General features: G+C 44.9%; 3 protein-coding genes. 2 read left to right on the top strand and 1 reads right to left on the bottom strand.

Going from position 1 to position 3,243, the window contains the following annotated elements:
* Positions 1–29: 29 nt before the first annotated feature.
* Positions 30–761 carry a LuxR family transcriptional regulator gene (locus tag QUB52_RS28840; protein WP_332975646.1) on the bottom strand — a complete coding sequence of 244 codons (732 nt, stop codon included), beginning with the start codon at positions 759–761 and terminating at the stop codon, positions 30–32.
* Positions 762–1,348: 587 nt separating this feature from the next.
* On the opposite strand from QUB52_RS28840, the gene QUB52_RS28835 reads away from it, so the two are divergent.
* Together QUB52_RS28835 and QUB52_RS28830 are read left to right on the top strand one after the other, a co-directional pair.
* Positions 1,349–2,671, top strand: a complete 1,323-nt coding sequence (locus QUB52_RS28835) for a 3-isopropylmalate dehydratase large subunit (protein ID WP_321161519.1) — start codon at positions 1,349–1,351, stop codon at positions 2,669–2,671.
* A 34-nt stretch (positions 2,672–2,705) separates the two neighbouring features.
* Positions 2,706–3,209, top strand: coding sequence for a hypothetical protein (locus QUB52_RS28830; RefSeq protein ID WP_332975647.1), 504 nt, complete (start codon positions 2,706–2,708; stop codon positions 3,207–3,209).
* Positions 3,210–3,243: the final 34 nt, after the last annotated feature.

Here is a 3,243-nt window from a genome sequence, read left to right as displayed (position 1 = left end):
ATCTTTATTTGGCAATTTTACTAGCTTTTTCATTTTAACCCTTTTTTGGCATACTCGCCAAAGTGAGATGCACCCATTTGGGCATTACTTTTATCTTTGGCAATCCAGAACAGAACCTCTGCTTCGCGTTTGGTGAGTCCTAGCAATTCCAGACCAGAAATAGAGAATCTTTGCAGTTCTTGTTCCTCCAACAACAAGAGATATTGCTCGCCAATCGGATCGGGAATCAGCCGGATGTTCAACTGTCTTCCTGCTTGCTGAATGTGCAAGGGTAAACAGCTAGATGGAACATTGCCGTTGAATGTGAGTCTCGAAATCTGTTGTTTGAACCAATGTTGTAAGAGTTCTGGCAATGAGTCTGGGGGGTGGGATAAAAAATACTGGCTCAACAGTTGTTCGGCGCGTTCAGCGATGAACTGCACCTGTCCGTCTACAGCCAAAATGATCGCCCCTAAGCGATCGAACATTTGCTGGAATTGTGCCAGTATTTCCTGAATTTTGCTGAATCCTGGGTGATTTACCTCTGCCTGAATCTGGTGCAGCATCCTCGGATTCAGGACACAATCATCGATCCAATCCTTGGACACCGCCGTTTTTAAAGTATCTGGATCTGAGTTTGTGCGATCGCCCCAGACTTCGATAGTATAATGTGTGTCAATATGTTCGTAATTTTGAGATTCAGCTTTTGCTGCTGGGAGTTGATCAAGATTTTGAGATGTCAAAATAACGTCGCGCTGGCGACTTTGTTTCTGTGAATTCACTGGAAAATCTCCATTTGCATAAACGGTGAGAATGGCGAAACTAGATAGCCGTCACCTCCGGCTATCTCGCTCATTTCACTATCATTAATTTCTACAGCCGTAGAAATGCACTCTGAGATTTTTTTGACTGTGAACGATTTAAGTTTCTTTTTTAATTGATAACACTGGCTAGCTGTGAGTTACCAGTCGCACGTTCGAGTGACTTGCAGTTTTTTGGTGTTTGTGTTAAGAGCATTCTCTAATTTGAGCAAGACTAACGCTCGACCTCAAAGGATTTACAATCAGGACAAAAATTGAATTTTATATAGATCGGGCTGCTTAAATTAATTGTTTTAATTTATGCTTTAAAAAATAATTTTCAAGTTGGTTGCTTGGTCGGCAAACTCGCGATTGAGTGGGTTGAATCCTTGGAAGAATTCAAAATAATTCACTTGAATTGATGTTAATTTAATCATTCTGCGATATGGCACGGACACCGAGACTAAAACCGAAATTTTTCTATTTCTTTAACTTGTATCTTCGGTAACAGGGAATGTTTCGCTTACAATACAGTTATGTAGCATCTAAATTAAAAGAGCGATCGCACTATGGGAATGACCCTGACCGAAAAAATCTTAGCCAAAGCATCAGGCCGCACTAAAGTCGAGCCCGGAGAAAACATTTGGGTAGAAACAGACGTGTTGATGACCCACGATGTCTGCGGGCCCGGCACTATCGGCGTTTTCAAACGCGAATTCGGCGAAAATGCTAAAGTCTGGAATCCCGACAGCATCGTCTTAATTCCTGACCACTATATTTTCACCAACGATGAACGCGCTAACCGCAACGTCGATATTCTCCGCGATTTTGCCAAGGAACAAGGGATAAAATACTTTTACGACATCACAGATCGATCGGACTTTAAAGCAAATCCCGACTATAAAGGAGTTTGCCACATCGCCCTAGCACAAGAAGGCCACACGCGGCCCGGCGAAGTGCTTTTCGGCACAGATTCCCACACCTGCAATGCCGGCGCTTTCGGACAATTTGCCACCGGTATCGGCAATACGGACGCTGCTTTTATTATGGGAACCGGCAAACTGTTAATCAAAGTGCCGGCAACTATGCGCTTTGTGCTCAACGGGGAACTGCCGGATTATTTGTTAGCAAAAGACTTGATTTTGCAAATTATTGGCGATATCAGCGTGGCCGGTGCTAACTACCGCACAATGGAATTTGCGGGCGATACAGTCGATCGTTTGACGATGGAAGAACGGATGACGCTGTGCAATATGGTGATTGAAGCTGGCGGCAAAAACGGCACGGTGGCTGCGGACAAAACCACGTTTGATTACGTTAATCCTCGTACAAATGTGCCCTTTGAAGCATTTTACACTGATGCTGATGCTACGTTTTATAGCGATCGCACCTACGATGTCAGCAAATTAGAACCTGTCGTCGCCAAACCGCACTCCCCCGACAACCGCGAATTGGCCCGCAATTGTCGCGATGTCAAGATCGATCGCGTTTACATCGGTTCCTGTACCGGCGGCAAAACCTCCGACTTTTTGAATGCAGCCCGCATTCTCAAAGGAAATCAAGTCAAAGTTCCGACATATTTAGTACCGGCAACTCAGAAAGTTTACGAAGATTTGTTTGTCACAAAATACGACGGTCAAACGCTGTCGGAAATCTTCTTAGCCGCCGGCTGCATCGAACCCGCCGCGCCTTCTTGCGCCGCTTGTTTGGGCGGCCCGAAAGATACTTTTGGGCGGATGAATGAACCCGAAATTTGCGTATCTACAACTAATCGGAATTTCCCCGGCCGGATGGGTAACAAAGAAGCGCAAGTTTATCTAGCTTCGCCTTACACGGCGGCGGCTTCGGCGCTAACTGGGTATGTCACCGATCCGCGCGAATTCCTGCGTTAGATAGTTGCTTTTAGCATTCTTTAAGGTTGACAAAATGGCTGAAGAGTTGCCGGTTATTGTTGTTCCAGAATCTGATTACGATCTGTCTGAAGAAGAACAAATGGGAACTAAGAATAAATTCTGGTTCCATCACTCAGAATTTGGCCGCTGCTTGTACAAACAGTCTCGACCGAATACAGGTGAAGATTGGGCGGAAAAAATTGCAGCCGAGTTGTGCAAATTGCTCGGACTGCCCCATGCTCAATATGAACTGGCAACTTGGAGAAGTCAACGCGGAACTGTCTCACCATCATTTTTGCCCGATGGTGGCAGTTTCATTCCTGGGAATCAAGTTTTGTCTGCGAACGCACGGCACACAGTTAATATTGTGTTGAATGTGATCGCAGACAATTCTGTTAATTTGCCCCTCGATTGGCTTGGGCCAGTCGGGATAGAAACAGCAGTAGAAACTTTTATCGGATATTTGCTATTAGATGCCTGGATTGGCAATACAGACCGGGTGCATCTCACTTTGGCGAGTATGCCAAAAAAGGGTTAAAATGAAAAAGCTAGTAAAATTGCCAAATAAAGAT

This window comes from Microcoleus sp. A6-C6 (assembly GCF_036705955.1).
GTDB lineage: Bacteria > Cyanobacteriota > Cyanobacteriia > Cyanobacteriales > Microcoleaceae > Microcoleus.
The sequence above is the reverse complement of the archived record's forward strand: the minus strand, read 5'-3'. Positions and strand labels throughout refer to the sequence as shown.